This window comes from Neoroseomonas oryzicola, from assembly GCF_012163135.1.
Lineage (GTDB): Bacteria > Pseudomonadota > Alphaproteobacteria > Acetobacterales > Acetobacteraceae > Neoroseomonas > Neoroseomonas oryzicola.
Map to the genome: position 1 here is coordinate 16,680 of NZ_JAAVUP010000016.1, position 16,477 is coordinate 33,156.

The window sequence follows — 16,477 nt, forward strand, 5'->3', positions numbered from 1 at the left end:
TCAGCGGATCACCCGGTCCGCGGCGCCGACCAGCGCCTCGGGCAGGGTGATCCCAAGCTGCCCGGCGACGGCGAGGTTCACGACGAGTTCGCGCCGCGTGATGAACTCGACCGGAATCTCGCCGGGGCTCCGGCCGCGCAGGATCTGGTCCACCATCGCCGGGATGCGCCGCCAGGCATCCATCACCGTGGTGCCGAAGGCGAACAGCCCTCCGGCATCGCCCTGGCCGCCAGGGAACATCGTCGGCAACCGTCGCGCGGTGGCAAGTTCCGCGATGCGCATCCGGTGCGCGAGGGTGAGGGGCACTTCCAGCACGACGACGGCCTGCGCACCCTCCCGCTGCATCTCGGCGAGCGCCGCCTCGATGTCCGGCGTGGGGGCCGCCAGCTTCACGACCTGCGGCCGGAGCCCGAGCGCCTCGGCCGCCTGCCGGTTCATCCGATCGATCGGCGCGAGGCCGGAGGCATCGGCACCGGGGATGGTGCTGTCGCTCAGGATGGCGACGCGCTCCATCTGCGGCAGCACGCTCGACATCAGCGCGAATTGCGCGGCGGGCTGGCCTGGATCGAGGTTGGTGATGCCCGTGACGTTGCCGCCCGGCCGCTCGAGACTGCGCACCAGGCCAAGGGCGACGGGATCGGTCACGATGGCGAAGACCACCGGCGTCGTCGTGGTCGCCTGCTGCGCGGCGCGCGCCGCCGGCCCGCCCAGCGCCACGATCACGTCCGGGTCCTGGCGCAACGCCTCGGCCACCAGTTCCGGATGCCGCGCCGGCTGTCCGCGCGCGAAATAGCCGTCGATCCGGAGGTCCGCCTCGCCGCGGCCGAGCTGCGCGAAATCCTGCAGCAGGTTGCGCCGCACCGTATCGAACAGCGGCCCCGGGCCGCCATTGACCAGGATGCCGATCCGGGCCGGACGCGCCTGCGCGAGCCCGTGCCGGCCGAAAGCGGCGGCGGCGCCGAGGCCCAGCAGCGTGAGGTGTCTGCGACGCATGGTCGACCTCGCCTTCGCTGACGGCGGCCGGAACCATAGGGCGGGGCGCCCCGCCGATGCCAAGGGAATCGGTCGCGACAGCCACCTTCCCCGCGGCGCGCGCGCGCGCCATGCTGGCCGCAACCAAGATCCAGGGAGAAACGCCGATGCTTGCCGTCACCCGCCGAGCGGCGCTCGCCGCGCCGATGCTCGCACTGCCGCTCGCGGCCCGCGCCCAGGCCTGGCGCCCGCCGGGACAGACCCGCATCATCGTCCCCGCCGCCGCCGGCGGCACCACCGACATCATGGCGCGGATGCTCGCGCAGTTCCTGCAGCCGCGCTGGAACATGCCCGTGGTGGTCGAGAACCGCACCGGCGCCGGCGGCACCATCGGCACGCTCGAGATAGTGCGCTCCCGCCCCGACGGGACGACGCTGCTGCTCGGCAATATCGGGCCGCAGGCGATCGCCTATTCGCTGTTCCGCAACATGCCCTATCGCGCGGACCAGATCCTGCCCATCGCCGGCACCATCGCCGGGCCGAACGTGCTGGTGGTGAACAGCAACGTGCCGGTGCGCACGGTCGCCGAGCTCGCCGCCATGCTGCGCGCGCGGCCGGGCCAGGTTCCCTATGCCTCGACGGGCGTCGGGCAGTCGACGCACCTCTCCCCGGTGCTGATGCTGCAATTGCTGAATGCCGAGGCGATCCATGTGCCGCATCGCGGCTCGGCGCCGGCGCAGATCGACCTGCTCGGCGGCAACGTGACCTTCATGATCGACAACCTGACCGGCATCATGGGGCACATCCAGTCCGGCCGGGTGCGAGCGCTCGCGGTCACCAGCAAGGAACGCAACGCCATGCTGCCGGACGTCCCCGCGATGCGGGAGACGATGCCGGAACTCGCCAATTACGAGGTCAACACCTGGTTCGGCCTGTTCGGCCCGGTGGGCCTGCCGGCCGAGGCCGTGACCAGCCTGAATGCCGAAGTCGAGGCCCTGGTGTCCGTGCCCGAGACGCAACGCCGCTTCGCCGAGCTCGGCGGCTTCGCGATGCACGGCACCCCCGAGCAGTTCGCCGCTTTCGTGCGCAGCGAGATCACGAAGTGGGCGGAAGTCATCCGCAAGGAAGGCCTGCAGGTCGATGCGGGCTGATCCGACCCGTTGACGGACATCCGGGGGCGGGCCGAGCCTTGGCCCGCCCCGAACCGGAGGACGCGACCATGCGCCTGATCCCCGCGGCCGCCGCCGCCCTGATGCTCGCCGCCGCGCCGGCGGCCCTGGCGAAGTCCTTCACCTGGTCCTTCTCCTCCGACATCCTGACGCTCGATCCGCACGCGTCGAACAACACCTTCACCAACGCCTTCCTCGACAACGTCTACGAGACGCTGGTGCGCCACAACCAGCGCCTCGAACTGGAACCGGCATTGGCGACGCGGTGGGAGGTGGTCTCGCCGACCCTCTGGCGCTTCCACCTGCGCGAGGGCGTCCGCTTCCACAACGGCGAGACCTTCGGCGCCGAGGACGTCGTCTTCTCCTGGCAGCGGCTGAACACGCCGGGCGCGCTCGCCCGCGGCGTGCTGACCATCATCAAGGAGGTCCGCGCCACCGGCCCGCTGACCGTCGAGATCGAGACCGAGCGCCCCTTCCCCATCCTGCTCAACGCGCTGACCCAGATGCACATCCTCGATGCCGGCTGGGCGGCGGCGAACAACGCGACGGCGGCGACCAACCTGCAGGCGCGCGAGGAGACCGGCGCATCGCGCATGGCGAACGGCACCGGCCCCTTCCGCGTGCGCAGCCGCGAGCTCGACCGCTCGACCGTGCTCGAACCCTTCGCCGGCTGGTGGGACACGCCCCAGCACAACCTGACCGAGGTCACCTTCCAGCCGATCCGCAGCGCGCCGACGCGCACCGCGGCGCTGCTCGGCGGCCAGGTCGACGCGCTGGTGGAACTCCCGCTGCAGGACATCTCGCGCATCGAGGCCAACCCGACCCTGCAGGTCGTGCAGGGGCCCGAGCTCCGCACGATCTATCTCGGCTTCGACCATTTCCGCGACGAGCTGGTCTATTCCGACGTGCGCGGCCGCAATCCGCTGAAGGACATCCGCGTTCGCCGCGCCATCTACCAGGCGATCGACGTGGAGACGCTGCGGCGTTCCGTCATGCGCAACAACGCCTGGATCGCCGGCACCATGGCGAGCCCGTTCCTGAACGGCGCGCCGACCGACATCAACACCCGCACCTTCCCCTTCGACCCCGACGCGGCGAAGCGGCTGCTGGCGGAAGCGGGCTACCCCGACGGCTTCTCGGTCGGCCTCGCCTGCCCGAACGACCGCTACGTCTATGACGAACGGCTCTGCATCGCGATCTCGGGCATGCTCCAGCGCGTCGGCATCCGCATCATCCCGCAGTTCGAGACGGTGAACCTCTGGTCGCGGCGCATCAACAACCTCGACGTGTCGATGTTCATGGTGGGCCATGCGGGGCTGCCGCTGGCGGACACCTTCTCGACCCTGTCGGAGGTGCTGCGCACGCGCACCGCGACCGGCGCCGGGCTCAATGTCGGCCGCTGGTCCAATGCCGAGTTCGATGCCCTCGTCGACCGCATCGCCGAGGAAGGCGACGAGCCGACGCGCCGCGCCCTGATCCGCCAGGCGCTGCTGATCGAGAAGCGCGAGGTCGCCCACGTCCCGCTGCACCAGCAGCCGGTCGTCTGGGCCTCGCGGCGGAACATCGACCTCGCGCAATCGCCGGACAACCGGCTGCGCCTTCGCTATGTACGGGTGAACTGAATGGCTGATCTCATCGTCTCCGGCGGCACCGTCATCACCATGGACGGGGCCCGCCGGGTCATCCCCGACGGCGCGGTGGCCGTCGCCGGCGGGAAGATCCTCGCGGTCGGCCCGCGCGCCGAGGTCGAGGCCGCGCACGCCGCGCCGAAGCGCGTCGACGCCCGCGGCAAGGCCATCCTGCCCGGCCTGATCGACGGCCACGCCCATGCCGGGCACGGCCTGGTCAAGACCATGGGCAGCGGCGATTCCGAGGCCTGGTCCGAGGCCTGCCGCGTCATCTACACCCTCGCCTCCCCGCCCTCCTTCTGGCGGGCGGAGGCGGCGCTCGCCGGGCTCGAACTGCTGAAGTTCGGCGTCACCACCTCGGTGATGCTGCTCGGCGGCGGCGATTCCATCGGCCGCGTCGACGACCCGGCCCATGGCGACGCGCATGTGGACGGCATCAACGCCATCGGCATCCGCCGCGTCATGGTGCTCGGCCCGACACGCCCGCCCTTCCCGCGCCCCTATCGCGGCGTGGACGGCAGCATCCGCGATGTCTCCTTCGAACAGCAGGCCGAGACCATCGGCACGCTGCTCGAACGCCACCACGGCAAGGGCCGCATCACCTGCGCGACGCTGATGCCGGTCTATCGCGAGGCCACGCACGACCCCGCCAAGGTCAAGGAGATCGAGGCCCAGGGCCGCGTCATCCGCGACATCGGCCGGAAGGCCGGCGCGCCCTTCCACCAGGACGGCCACCGCAGCGGCTCGATCGAGATGGCCGACCGCATGTTCGGCCTGCTCGGCCCGGATGCCTGGCTGTCCCACTGCACCGACCTCACCGAGGCCGACATCGACACGCTGGTGCGCACCGGCACCTCGGTCGTGCACAATCCCTCCGCCATCGCCGCGGTGCGCGGGCATTGCCCGGCCATCGCCATGATGGACCGCGGCGTGACGGTGATGATCGGGTCCGACGGCACCGCGCCGGATCGCAGCACCGACATGTTCCGCCACATGTTCCAGGCCATGCGCTACCACCAGCGCGCCGCGCGCGACGAACGCCTGCTGCCGCCGGGCAAGGCGCTCGAGATGATCACCATCGACGCGGCGAAGGGCCTCGGCATGGCCGACCGCATCGGCAGCCTCGAGGTCGGCAAGGAGGCCGACATCATCACCGTCGACCTGACCGCGCCGCACATGCTGCCGGCCAACATGCCGGTGCATCGCGTGGTCTACTTCGCCTCGGGCGCCGATGTCCGCGACGTGGTGGTGGGCGGCGAGGTGCTGATGCGCGACCGCGTCGCCCCCCATGTGGATGAGGCCGGCATCCGCGAGGCCGCAGAGCGCGAGACCGCCGCGATGCTCGCACAATCCGGCATGGCAGACATGATCGCCGAAGACCCCGGCTGGGGCCGCACCCGCCGTTGATGCGCGGCCCGTCTCGGGCCACGCTGCGTGCGTCCCGGGAGGACCGATGCCATGACCCGACGCCGCAGCCTGCTCGCGGCCGCCACGGCGGCCTGCGCCCTGCGTCCTGCCTTCGCGCAGGCGCCCTGGCCCACGCGGCCGGTGCGCTTCATCCTGCCTGACGGCGCCGGCGCGGGGAACGACACCACCGCGCGTCTGATCGCACCATACCTGGAAGCGGCGCTCGGCCAGCCCTTCGTCGTCGACAACCGGCCCGGCGCCGGCGGGCGCATCGGCGTCGAGGCCGCCTTCCGCAGCCCGCCCGACGGCAGCACCTTCCTGCTCGGCAATGCAGGCTCGAACGGCATCAACGCCGCGATCTACCGCGACCTGCCCTATGACCTCGCCACCGCCTTCGACCCGGTGGCGCTGCTGGTGGTCGGGCCCAACGCGCTGATCGTGAACAGCCGCGTGCTGCCGGTGGCGAATGTCACGGAACTCATCGCCACCGTCCGCGCGCAGCCGGGGCGGCTGTCCTATGCCTCGGCCGGCGTCGGCTCCTCGGCGCACATGAACATGGAATTGTTCAAGCACCAGGCGGGCCTCGACATCCTGCACGTGCCCTATCGCGGCGCGCCGGCGCTGGTGCAGGCGGTGATCAGCGGGGAAGCCCCGCTCGCCTTCGGCAACCTGGTCAACGTCATGCCGCAGGTCCGCAGCGGGGAGGTGAAGCTGCTCGCCGTCACCTCCCTGACCCGCATGCCCGACCTGCCGGACACGCCGACGGTGCACGAAAGCGGCCTGCCCGGCTTCGAGAGCCTGGCCTGGAACGGCCTGCTCGCGCCGCGCGGCACGCCCGCGCCGATCCGCGACCGCCTGCACGCCGAACTGGTGAAGCTGCGCGGCAACGCGACGCTGCAGGACCGCGTCCGTCTGCTCGGCGGCGATCTCGTCGTCTCCTCGCCGCAGGAATTCCAGGCGCGGATCGACACCGACATCGCCAAGTGGAAGCGCCTCACCGAGGCCGCGAACATCCAGGCCCAGTGAGCATGCGCATCGCCTCCGTCGAGTTCCTCGGCGTCAACGTCACGCCCAAGACCAACTGGTCCTTCCTGCTGCTGCGCACCGATGACGGCCGCACCGGCACCGGCGAATGCACGCTGGCGAACCAGGAGGCGCTGCTCGAGGCCGAGGCCGCGCGCCTCGCCGCCAATGTCACGGGCGAGGACGCCCGCGCCCGCAACCGCCTCGCGCGGCTGATCCCGCATGCGCCGGGCGGCCTCGTCGCCCATGCCGTCCTCTCAGCCTTCGAACAGGCGCTGTGGGACCTCGCCGGGCAGGAGGCCGCGCGGCCGATCCATGCGCTGCTCGGCGGCGCGCTGCGCGATCGCGTGCCGCTCTATGCCAACATCAATCGCGGCGCGAACCCGCGCACGCCGGAAGGCTTCGCCGCCGCCGCCCGCCGCGCCGTGGCCGAGGGCTTCCGCGCTGTCAAACTGGCGCCCTTCGAGCCCCTGGTCTGGGAGGACGCCGCCGACGCCGCGCAGCGCGCCGCCTATGCCGAGGGCATCGACCGCATCGCCGCGGTCCGCGCCGCGGTGGGCCGCGACATCGACATCATGGTCGACGCGCATTGGCGCTTCTCCCCCGGCGGCGCCGCACGGCTGGTGCAGGACGTCGCACCCCTCGCGCTGTTCTGGCTCGAATGCCCGGTCAGCGAGGCGAACCACGCCGAGATCCGCCGCCTGCGTTCCATGGCGAACGACCGCGGCATGCGCCTCGCGGGCGCCGAGACGCTCGCCGGTCTCGGCGCCTATCGCACCATCATCGAGGCCGGCTGCTACGACGTGCTGATGCCCGACATCAAATACGCCGGCGGGCATGAGGAGATCCGCCGCATCGCCGCCCTTGCCCAGACCGCGGGCGTCGAGATCGCGCCCCACAACCCCACCGGCCCGGTCTGCCACGCCCATTCGGTGCATCTCTGCGCGACCCTGCCGAACCTCCTCCCGCTCGAGGTCCAGTTCGGCGAGACGGACCGCTTCTTCACCCTCGTCACCGGCCACGACCTCCGCTTCGCGCAAGGCTGCGCGACGCTTCCCGCGACGCCCGGCCTCGGCAACGCGATCGACGAGGCCGGCGCGCGACTGACGCCCTGGCAACCCATGCCGAAACCCTGGCTCGACCCGAGGCTCGGCTGATGCCGATCTGGGTTGGCGCGACGATCCTCGCGGGTCTGTTCCAGACCTGGCGCACCGCCCTGCAGCAGAAGCTGCGCGGGCAGCTCTCGGTCAATGCGGCCGCCGTCGTGCGCTACCTCTATGGCGTGCCGGTCGGCATGGTGTTCGTCACGCTCTATCTCACGCTGATCGGCGGCAGCCTCTCCTCGCCTTCCTGGACCTATGCGCTGTACTGCGCGCTCGGCGGCCTCGGGCAGATCATCGGGACCAACCTGCTGATCATGTCCTTCGGCCATCGCGGCTTCGCGGTCGGCACCGCCTATTCCAAGACCGAGGCCGTGCAGGCCGCCTTCATCGCGCTGATCTTCCTCGGCGAATCCTTCGCGCCGCTCGCCTGGCTCGGCATCGCGGTGTCGGTGGGCGGGACGCTGTATCTCTCCCTCGCCGGGCGCGTCTCATCCACCCGCGAAGTGCTGGCCGCGACGATGCAGCCCTCGGCGATCTACGGCCTCGGCGCCGGCTTCGCCTTCGCGCTCTGCGCGCTCGCCATCCGCGCGGCGACGCAGACGCTGGACGGGCCGGACGCGACGCTGCGCGCGCTCGAGACCCTCGTCGTGATCAACATGATGCAGACGGTGATGCAGGGCGGCTGGCTGGTGGCGACGGAGCGTTCGTCCATCCCGCAGCTGTTCAGCACCTGGCGGTCCTCGGCGCAGGTCGGCGCACTGTCCGCCTGCGGGTCCGCCTGCTGGTTCACCGGCTTCGCCTACGCGCCGGTCGCGCTGGTGCGCGCCGTGGGGCAGGTCGAGATCCTGTTCACCCTGCTGTTCAGCCGCTTCTTCCTGAAGGAACGGATGAAGCGGACGGACGTGATCGGGGCGCTGACCGTCGTCGCGGGCGTCGTGCTGGTGCTGTTGGGACGGTAGGCGGGGGGAGAAGGGAACTTCTCCCCCCGTACCCCCCTCAACCTTCTTTGGAACTCAGGAAAGCCGGCGCCAAATGACCAAAGAAGGGAGGGGGCTCGGGGGAGGTTCCCCTCCCCCGCCCTTACTTCTTCAACGCCTCGAAGAACGGCGCCGGCTTCACGATGCGGTTCTGCATCTTGATCAGGATGCCGCGCTTGCCGACCTCGGCGAGGTATTCGCCCCAGGCCGGATCGGCCGCCATGGCGGCGCGCCGGCGCTCGCGGTCGGCCTGGTCGGCGTAGCCCCACATGTGGACGACGGTGTTCAGCTCGCCCTCGATGGTGGTGTACCAGCCGACGCAGTTGCCGAGGTGCTTCTGCTGCAGCGGCCAGCCCATCTTCTCATAGAGCGCGACGAACTCGGCGACGCGGTTCGGCAGGCAGGTGTAGATGCGCAGGTCGACGATCATGCGGGTCCTCCTCACGGATGGCCCAGCATGTCGCGCCCGGCCACCCCCGACAACCGGCGGCCCGAGGCACCGCCTCGGGCCGGGAGCGCACAGCGCGACCGCGCCCAGACCACCAGCCGCGCCCGGCGCACCAGTCCACGGCGCGCAAGCCAAGCACGCGGATGCGTGCGCCGGCGCCTGAGATCAAACAAACTCGGCCCGAGGCACCGCCTCGGGCCGGGAGCGCACAGCGCGACCGCGCCCAGACCACCAGCCGCGCCCAGCGCACCAGCCCACGGCGCGCAAGCCAAGCACGCGAATGCGTGCGCCGGCGCTTGAGGTCAAAGAAGACCCCCGCCGGCGCCTGAGGCCTACTGAAGATTCACCGGCACCAGGTCCTGGAACCACGACTGCACCGAGGTGAACCCCGTCACCCGCCGGCTCATCGCCCGCGGATTGAGGTCGTGCACGATGAACAGCCAGGGCGGATTGTCGACCAGCCGCTCATGCGCCTGGGCATAGGCCGCGGTCGCCTCGGCCGGCGTGCGGGCGGATTCCAGCCGCGTGAAGGCCGCCTCGAACTGGTCGTCGCTGAAGCCCGGCCAGTTGAAGCCGTTGGGCGGCGTGCCCGCGCGCAGGAAGTAGCGCGCCATCACGCCGGGATCCGAGGACGGCGAGGACGGGTTCAGCGACTGCACATTCGCCACCACGCCCGACCCCGGCGCCGTGCGCGTCGCGACCAGCAGGTTCGACCAGTCCGTCACCTCGAACTCGACCTGCACCCCGCAGGCCTCGCGCAGGTTCTGCTGGAGGAACTCGTTCATCGGCAGCGGCAGCATCTGCCCCGAACCCGAGGTCGAGATCATCACCCGGAAGCGCAGCGGCCGCTGGGCGTTGAAGCCGGCTTCGGCCAGCAGCGCCCGCCCGCGCGCCGCATCGAAGCGGTAGCGGTTCTGCGGATTGCCGAAGGCGGGGTCGGACGGCTTCAGCCAGCCGACGGACGGTTCCGCCGTGCCGTTCAGCAGCTGCACCAGCCCCTCGCGGTCGACGCAGTAGTTCAGCCCCTGCCGCACCCGCACGTCGCTGAAGGGCGTGTTCGCCCCCTGCATCTGGAAGAACCACGGCCAGACATGCGGATAGGACCCGGTCGTGACGTTGAAGCCAGCCTGGCGGAGGGAGGGGATCGCATCCGGCGGCGGCACCTCGATCCAGTCCACCTGGCCCGAGCGCAGCGCGGCGAGGCGCGTGTTCGCCTCCGGCATCGGCAGCAGCAGGATCCGGTCCAGCCGCGCGCGGCGGTTCGCATCCCAGTAGCCGTCATGGCGCGACAGTTCCGCCGATTGCCGCGGCACGAAGCGCGACAGGCGGAAGGGGCCGGTGCCGGCCGGTGCGTTGGCGACCCGCGCCCAGTCCCGCCCGGCGCTCTCCCAGGACTGCGGGGAGGTCATCAGCAGATAGACGACCATGTAGGGGAAGTAGGAGGCGACGCGCGTCGTCGTCATCTCCACCGTCATGTCGTCGACCTTGCGATACGACGCGAGGATCGTCACGCGGGCCCGCGAAATGCCGCTGCCGGCGGGCTCGAACTGCGGCGAATCGTTGCGGAAGTAGCGGTCCATGTTCCAGATGACCGCATCCGCGTTGAACGGCGTGCCGTCATGGAAGGTCACGCCCTGGCGGAGGTGGAAGCGCCAGACCTTCGGGTCGTTGGCGTCCTGTTCCCAGCGCTCGGCCAAGCCCGGCCGCAGCCCCGCCGGCTTCGAGGCATCCGACAGGTCCCACAGCGTCAGTGCCTCGAAGATCGGGTAGCCGAGGAAGCGCATCCCCTCGAACCCGTTGTTCGGCATGCCCGTGGTGGTGGGCACGTCGGAGGCGGTCATGGCAATGCGCAGCGTGCGCGGCTGCTGGGCCAGCGCGGCGCCAGAGGCCGCCAGCATCGCGGCGCCCAGCGCATAGGCGGTCACCCGCCGGAACCTGCTCATGAAACGGTCTCCTCCGTCGGCGGGGCGGCCCTCTGCCGCCCTTCGCCGCCGTAAGGAGCAAGTCACGGGCCAGGGCGCCTCATTCGGGGCGGATGTTCTGCTCCCGGATGAGCTGCCCCCACATTGCCGTCTCCTCCGCGAGTGTCCGGCGCAGCGCCGCGTCGTCCCCCGGCGTCAGCGCGACACCCTGCGCGGCCATGCGCGCGATCAGCTCGGAATCGGTCGTCGCCTCCCGCAGCGCGGCGCCGGCGCGGGCGACGATCGGCGCCGGCAGCCCGGCCGGCCCGAACAGCCCCTGCCAGAACACGCCGTCGAAGCCCGGCAGCACGTCGGCCAGCGGCGGCAGCTCCGGCATCGCCGCCGCGCGTTCCTTGGACGAGATGGCCAACGCGCGCGTCGCCCCCTCCCGCACCGCGGGCAGCGCTTCCTGCACCGCGCTGAACATGCCCTGGATGCGGTTCTGCCGCAGGTCGAGCAGCGCCGGCGCCCCGCCGCGATACGGCACGTGCACCACGTCGATCCCCGCCCGCGCCCGGAACAGCTCGAGGCAGAGGTGGTTCACCGCCCCGGTGCCGGAGGAGCCGAAGTTCAGCCTCCCCGGATTGGCCTTGGCATAGGCGATCAGCTCCGCCGCGTTGCGCGCCGGCACCGAGGGATGGACATGCAGCACGAAGGCCGTGCGGTAGATCATCCCGATCGGCGTGAGGTCCTTCATCGGGTCGCGCGGCGTCAGCGTCGGCTGCAACGCGGGGTTGATGGCCAGCGTCGAGGTGCCCATCAGCAGCGTGTAGCCATCGGGGCGCGCCTGCGCGACCGCGGTGTTCGCCACCGCCGTCGCGGCCCCCGGACGGTTCTCGAGCACCAGCGTCTGGCCGAGCGACCGCCCCATGCGGTCGCAGACGGCGCGGGAGGCGAAGTCCGTCACACCCCCCGGCGGATAGCCGAGCAGCACGGAGACGGATCGGCTCGGCCAGGCCTCCTGCGCGGCGGCGCCACGGGCGAGCGCCGGCAGGGCGAGCGGTGCGAACAGCAGCGGACGGCGGGTGATCACGGGCAATTCCTCCGGGCTCGGTCTTCTTGCCGCCATGGTGGCGGCGCGCCTCCATCGAGGCAATCGCGCGCCGCAACACCTCTGTCATGCGTCCGTCATCGCAGAGTCTCGCCCCGCTGCTACTGCGCCGCGGCAAGGGAGACCGAGCACGATGCTGGAAATCGATGGGCTGACACGCCGCTTCGGCGCGAAGACGGCGGTGGACGGCGTGAGCCTCGCCATCCCCGCCGGACAGATGGTGGGCGTGATCGGGCGCTCCGGCGCCGGCAAGTCCACGCTGCTGCGCATGCTGAACCGGCTGACCGATCCCTCGGACGGCCGCATCCGCTTCGACGGGCGCGACGTGACGGCGCTGAAGGGCCGCGCGCTGCGCGACTGGCGGATGTGCTGCGCCATGATCTTCCAGCAGTTCAACCTGGTGCAGCGTCTCGACGTGCTGACCAACGTGCTGGTCGGGCGGCTGAACCGGCGGCCGCTCGCGACGTCGCTGCTGCGCATGTTCACGGCGGAGGAGCGCGCCATGGCGCTCACCGCGCTCGATCGCTTCGACCTCGCGGAGGCCGCGCTGCAGCGCGCCGACACGCTCTCCGGCGGGCAGCAGCAGCGCGTGGCCATCGCGCGCGCCCTGCTGCAGGAACCGCGCATCATCCTCGCCGACGAACCGATCGCGAGCCTCGACCCGCGCAATTCCCGCATCGTCATGGACGCGCTGCGCGGCGTGAACCGCGAAGGGATCACCGTGCTGGTGAACCTCCATGACCTCACGACCGCGCGCGACTACTGCGACCGCATCGTCGCGCTGAACGCCGGGCGCCTCGTCTTCGACGGCCCGCCCGCGCACCTCACCGCCACCCGCATCCGCGAGATCTACGGCGTGAGCGAGGAGGAATTCGCCGTCGAGGCCGCCGAGGCCGTCGGCGCCGCCCCGCGTCTCGCCGCCGTCGCTGCCTGACCACCCCGCAGGAGAACCACGATGATCACCCGCCGCACCTTCGCCGGCCTAATCGCCGGCGCGCTGCTCTCGCCTGGCCTCGCTGCCGCGCAGCAGCAGCCGACGATGCGCCGCACGCTCGATGCGACGACCGCGATGCCGGAAGCGGGCCGTCGTCCCTGGGCCGAGCAGGTCCCGCAGTTGCGCGTCGGCCTGCTGGGCGGCGAAAACGAGGCCGACCGCCTCGGCCGCTTCGGCGCCTATCGCGACCTGCTGGAACGCACCTTCGGCGTGCCGACGCGCCTCTTCCCGGCCTCCGACTACGCCGGCGTGCTGCAGGCCTTCTCGGCTGGGCAGATCGAGATCGCGAGCATGGGCGCCTCGGGCTATGCCGGCGCCTGGCTCGACACCAATGGCGGCGTCGAGCCGCTGGTGGTCGCCGAGGAGAATGACGGCTCCATCGCCTATGTCGCCGTGCTGGTGGTGCGGGCCGATTCCGGCATCACGACCATGGAGCAGATGCGCGGCAAGTCGCTCGCCTGGGCCGATCCGAACTCGACCTCGGGCTACCTGATCCCGCGCTTCGCGCTGCGCCGCGCCGGCATCGGCGTGGAATCCGGCCAGTACTTCTCCCGCACCGGCTTCGCCGGCGGGCACGAGCAGGGCGTCGTCGCGGTGCTGCAGCGCCAGTACGACGGCGCGGTGACCTGGGCCTCGGGCCAGGGCGACGTCGCGCAGGGCTATTCCCGCGGCAACCTGCGCGCCATGGTCGACAAGGGCATGCTCAACATGGCCGACCTCCGCGTGATCTGGACCTCCGACCCGATCCCGAACGGTCCGCTCACCGCGCGCAGCGCGCTGCCGGCCGCCTTCAAGGAGGACATCAAGCGCTTCCACCTGGCCCTGCCCAAGGCGCATCCGGACATCTACCAGCAGATCGAGCGCGGCGGCGGCACCGGCTACCGCGAGGTCACGCACCAGACCTTCGAGCTGATCGTCGAGCTGCGGCGCGAGGAAGCCGCCGCCCGCCGTCGCCGGTCCTGAACGGAGGCCGCCCCGTGCTGACGCGCCGCCTGCTGCCCGCGCTTGCCGCGACGCTGCTCCCTGGCCTCGCGCAGGCGCAGGCCCTGCCCGGGCGGCGCCGCACGCAGGACCCGGACGTGACGATGCCGGAACCCGGCCGTCGCGCATGGGCCGACCAGGTGCCGGTGATCCGCTACGGCATCATGGGCGGCGAGAACGAGGCCGATCGCCTCGGTCGCTTCGAAGGCTACCGCGCCCTGATCGAGCGCACCTTCGGCGTCCCGACGCGGCTCTTCCCCGCCTCGGACTACGCCGGCGTCATGCAGGGGCTGTCGGCGAAGCAGCTCGAGCTCGCGGCGCTCGGCCCCTCCGGCTATGCCGGCGCCTGGATGGACACCGATGGCGGGATCGAACCCCTGACCATCGTGCAGCAGGGCGACGGGTCGATCTCCTACGTCTCGGTGCTGGTGGTGCGGGCGGATTCCGGCATCACCAGCCTCGAGCAGATGCGCGGCCGGTCGCTCGCCTGGGCCGATCCGAATTCCACCTCGGGCTACCTGATCCCGCGCTTCCAGCTGCGCCAGCTCGGCATCGGCGTGGAATCCGGCCAGTATTTCGGCCGCACCGGCTTCGCCGGCGGGCATGAACAGGGCGTCGTCGCCGTGCTGCAGCGCCAGTACGACGGCGCGGTGACGCATGCCTCGACCCTCGGCGATCCCGCACAGGGCTACAGCCGCGGCAACCTGCGCGCGATGGTGGACAAGGGCATGCTGCGCATGTCCGACGTCCGCATCGTGTGGACCAGCGAGCCGATCATGAACGGCCCGCTCGCCGTGCGCACCGACCTGCCGGCCGACTTCAAGCGCGACATGCAGACCTTCCAGCTCGCGCTGGTGAAGTCGCATCCCGACATCGCCCGCCAGATCGCGCGCGGCGACACCCTCGGCGCGGTCGAGGCCCGGCACGAGGATTACGCGCTGTTCGTCGAGATGCGGCGCGAGGAAGCGGCCGCGCGTCGCCGCCGCTCGTGAGCGCATCGAACCTCGCCACCCTCCCCGCGGTGACCCGCGGGGAGGAAGCCTACCGTGCCGCGCGCCGCGCCAAGCGCCGCCAGATGCTGCTCGGCGGCGCGCTGCTGCTCGCCTGCCTGCTCGCGGCCGCCTGGGTCAGCGAGGCGCATCCCGCCACCCTCTGGGCCGGCCTGCCGCGCATCGGCGAATACTTCGCCCGCATCCTGCCCGACCTGCGCTGGCACGCGCTGCTGGCGGATGCGGAGACGGAAGGTTCGATCGCCTTCTGGCTCTACCGCCTGCCCGAATGGTCGCTGCTGATCCTCGAGACGGCGAACATGGCCGCGCTGGCGACGCTGATGGGCTCGGCGGCCGCGCTGCTGCTGGCCTTTCCCGCGTCGCGCAACATCGCGCCCTCGCCGCTCGCCTTCCACCTGGCGCGCCGCTCGCTGGAAGCGCTGCGGACCGTCCCCGAGATCGTCTACGCGCTCATCTTCGTCTGGGCCTTCGGCGTCGGGCCGCTCGCCGGCATCCTTGCCATCGCCCTGCATTCGGCCGGCGCCAACGGCAAGCTCTTCGCCGAGGCGATCGAGAACGCCGACCTCAAGGCCTGGGAAGGTGTGGAGAGCGCCGGCGGATCCTGGCTGCACGCCTGCCGCTTCGCCGTGCTGCCGCAGGTGCTGCCGAACATCCTGTCCTACCTGCTGCTGCGCTTCGAGGTGAACATCCGCTCCGCCAGCGTCATCGGCTTCGTCGGCGCGGGCGGCATCGGCGAGGAGCTCTACAAGGTGATCTCCTTCAACTACTACGAGGAGATCAGCGCCATCGTCCTGCTGATCATCCTCACCGTCTCGATGGTCGACCTGCTGTCCGAACGCCTGCGCCACGCCGCGATCGGCCGGCTGGAGACGGCGCGATGACCGCGAATGTCGCGATGTGGCGGGACCGCATGCCCGCCGCCTTCGGTGCCACCCCGGTGCAGCGCGCGATCCGCGCTGCCGGCTGGGCCCTGTTCCTCGCCTGGCTCGCCGGCGCGCTCTGGTGGTTCGGCTTCACGCCGCAGCGGCTGTGGAACGGGCTGTCGGGGCTCGCGACCATCGTCCGGCTGATGATCCCGCCCTCCCCGGGCGAGCTGTGGGTCGAGATCCTCAAGGGCATGGCCGAGAGCGTCGCCATGGCCTTCCTCGGCACCGTCATGGCCGCGCTGGTCGCGGTGCCGCTCGGCTTCCTCGGCGCGCGGAACATCGTGACGAACGTGCTGCTGCGCTTCTCACTGCGCCGCCTACTGGACGGCTTCCGCGGCGTGGACCAGCTCATCTGGGCGCTGGCCTATGTGCGCGCGGTGGGTCTCGGGCCGCTCGCGGGCGTGCTCGCCATCTTCACCGCCGACATCGCCGTGCTCGCAAAGCTCTATGCCGAGGCGATCGAGAATGCCGAGCGCAAGCAGGCCGAAGGCGTCGTCGCCGCCGGCGGCGGGCGTCTCGCCGCCATCCGCTTCGGCGTGCTGCCGCAGGTCGCGCCGGTCATGCTCGCCCAAGCGCTGTACTTCTTCGAAAGCAACACGCGCTCGGCGGCCATCCTCGGCGTGGTCGGCGCGGGCGGCATCGGGCTGCAGATCGCCGAGCGCATCCGCGTCCGCCATTGGGACGAGGTCGCCTTCATCATCATCCTGATGATCGTGACGGTGGCGATCATCGACGCCATCTCCGGCCGCATCCGCCGCCGCCTGATCGGCGCCCGCGCCTGACGAGGCGTTGCGGCGCGCACCGCCGCGCCGCATCCTCCCGGCACC

15 protein-coding genes are annotated in these 16,477 nt (G+C 71.3%); 11 read left to right on the forward strand and 4 right to left on the reverse strand.

Going from position 1 to position 16,477, the window contains the following annotated elements:
- Complete coding sequence (locus GWK15_RS23575) at window positions 1-993, reverse strand: ABC transporter substrate-binding protein (protein ID WP_168043863.1); 993 nt, start codon at window positions 991-993, stop codon at window positions 1-3.
- A gap of 56 nt (window positions 994-1,049) precedes the next feature.
- Between GWK15_RS23575 and GWK15_RS23580 the strand changes: the two genes are divergently transcribed.
- The 6 genes from GWK15_RS23580 (at window position 1,050) to GWK15_RS23605 (ending at window position 8,261) form a co-directional block, all read left to right on the forward strand.
- On the forward strand, window positions 1,050-2,123 hold the full coding sequence (locus tag GWK15_RS23580; protein WP_245211863.1) for a Bug family tripartite tricarboxylate transporter substrate binding protein: 1,074 nt from the start codon (window positions 1,050-1,052) through the stop codon (window positions 2,121-2,123).
- 68 nt (window positions 2,124-2,191) lie between these two features.
- Window positions 2,192-3,763 carry an ABC transporter substrate-binding protein gene (locus GWK15_RS23585; RefSeq protein WP_168043864.1) on the forward strand — a complete coding sequence of 524 codons (1,572 nt, stop codon included), beginning with the start codon at window positions 2,192-2,194 and terminating at the stop codon, window positions 3,761-3,763.
- The gene (locus GWK15_RS23590; protein ID WP_168043865.1) at window positions 3,764-5,176 is read left to right on the forward strand and encodes an amidohydrolase family protein; all 1,413 of its coding nucleotides are present in this window, start codon (window positions 3,764-3,766) and stop codon (window positions 5,174-5,176) included.
- 51 nt (window positions 5,177-5,227) lie between these two features.
- Window positions 5,228-6,202: a Bug family tripartite tricarboxylate transporter substrate binding protein gene (locus tag GWK15_RS23595; protein WP_168043866.1), complete on the forward strand. Its 975-nt coding sequence runs from the start codon at window positions 5,228-5,230 to the stop codon at window positions 6,200-6,202.
- A 2-nt stretch (window positions 6,203-6,204) separates the two neighbouring features.
- The gene (locus GWK15_RS23600; RefSeq protein WP_245211866.1) at window positions 6,205-7,356 is read left to right on the forward strand and encodes a mandelate racemase/muconate lactonizing enzyme family protein; all 1,152 of its coding nucleotides are present in this window, start codon (window positions 6,205-6,207) and stop codon (window positions 7,354-7,356) included.
- A complete protein-coding gene (locus GWK15_RS23605) occupies window positions 7,356-8,261 on the forward strand; it encodes an EamA family transporter (protein ID WP_168043868.1) in 906 nt (301 codons plus the stop codon). Before GWK15_RS23600 ends, GWK15_RS23605 begins: the two co-directional genes overlap by 1 nt.
- Window positions 8,262-8,382: 121 nt before the next feature.
- Here GWK15_RS23605 and GWK15_RS23610 read toward each other — a convergent pair whose 3' ends face one another.
- The 3 genes from GWK15_RS23610 to GWK15_RS23620 all read right to left on the reverse strand — a co-directional run bounded on the left by GWK15_RS23610 (window position 8,383) and on the right by GWK15_RS23620 (window position 11,721).
- Window positions 8,383-8,709: an NIPSNAP family protein gene (locus GWK15_RS23610; protein WP_168043869.1), complete on the reverse strand. Its 327-nt coding sequence runs from the start codon at window positions 8,707-8,709 to the stop codon at window positions 8,383-8,385.
- Between the two features lie 350 nt (window positions 8,710-9,059).
- Entirely contained in the window at window positions 9,060-10,670 is a 1,611-nt protein-coding gene (locus GWK15_RS23615; RefSeq protein WP_168043870.1) for an ABC transporter substrate-binding protein, read from the reverse strand.
- Window positions 10,671-10,749: 79 nt separating this feature from the next.
- On the reverse strand, window positions 10,750-11,721 hold the full coding sequence (locus GWK15_RS23620; RefSeq protein ID WP_338147324.1) for a Bug family tripartite tricarboxylate transporter substrate binding protein: 972 nt from the start codon (window positions 11,719-11,721) through the stop codon (window positions 10,750-10,752).
- Between the two features lie 151 nt (window positions 11,722-11,872).
- Between GWK15_RS23620 and phnC the strand changes: the two genes are divergently transcribed.
- From phnC to phnE (GWK15_RS23645), 5 genes are read left to right on the forward strand one after another with little or no spacing between them, the layout of a single operon-like run.
- On the forward strand, window positions 11,873-12,673 hold the full coding sequence (phnC, locus tag GWK15_RS23625) for a phosphonate ABC transporter ATP-binding protein (protein WP_168043871.1): 801 nt from the start codon (window positions 11,873-11,875) through the stop codon (window positions 12,671-12,673).
- A 21-nt stretch (window positions 12,674-12,694) separates the two neighbouring features.
- Window positions 12,695-13,696, forward strand: coding sequence for a phosphate/phosphite/phosphonate ABC transporter substrate-binding protein (gene phnD, locus GWK15_RS23630; RefSeq protein ID WP_168043872.1), 1,002 nt, complete (start codon window positions 12,695-12,697; stop codon window positions 13,694-13,696).
- A gap of 14 nt (window positions 13,697-13,710) precedes the next feature.
- The gene (gene phnD / locus GWK15_RS23635) at window positions 13,711-14,706 is read left to right on the forward strand and encodes a phosphate/phosphite/phosphonate ABC transporter substrate-binding protein (protein WP_168043873.1); all 996 of its coding nucleotides are present in this window, start codon (window positions 13,711-13,713) and stop codon (window positions 14,704-14,706) included.
- Window positions 14,703-15,605 carry a phosphonate ABC transporter, permease protein PhnE gene (gene phnE, locus GWK15_RS23640; RefSeq protein WP_338147325.1) on the forward strand — a complete coding sequence of 301 codons (903 nt, stop codon included), beginning with the start codon at window positions 14,703-14,705 and terminating at the stop codon, window positions 15,603-15,605. The genes phnD (GWK15_RS23635) and phnE (GWK15_RS23640) overlap by 4 nt, the downstream gene beginning before the upstream one ends.
- Entirely contained in the window at window positions 15,602-16,432 is an 831-nt protein-coding gene (phnE, locus tag GWK15_RS23645) for a phosphonate ABC transporter, permease protein PhnE (protein WP_168043874.1), read from the forward strand. Before phnE (GWK15_RS23640) ends, phnE (GWK15_RS23645) begins: the two co-directional genes overlap by 4 nt.
- The last annotated feature ends 45 nt before the right edge of the window (window positions 16,433-16,477 follow it).